Consider the following 290-nt stretch of genomic DNA (forward strand, 5'->3'; position numbering starts at 1 on the left):
ATCATTGAACAAATCAAAGAACTCCCTACATCCGAAGGCGGTGCTAAAGAGAAGTATGATACTTTCAAAGCCCTGCGTGAGCAGTGGAATAATACCGGACTCGTGCCGAAAGCGGATGCAAGGAATGTATGGGCGAACTACAATCACCACGTTGATAATTTCTCCAACTTCCTGCGCTTGGCTTACGACCTAATTGACAAGGAATACAAGAACAACTTGGAAGAAAAGGTAGCCATGATCACCGAACTTGAGGCAATGGTAGAAGGCGGTGCGTCCTCTGAGTTATTCAG

At 45.9% G+C, this 290-nt stretch carries 1 protein-coding gene; it reads left to right on the forward strand.

All coding sequences use genetic code 11. The annotated features are described in order from the left end of the window. Positions 1-290: DUF349 domain-containing protein (locus tag JYB62_RS19620; protein WP_205647089.1), on the forward strand; the 290-nt coding region annotated here is incomplete at both ends.

It is taken from the genome of Algoriphagus lutimaris (assembly GCF_017051705.1).
Lineage (GTDB): Bacteria > Bacteroidota > Bacteroidia > Cytophagales > Cyclobacteriaceae > Algoriphagus > Algoriphagus lutimaris.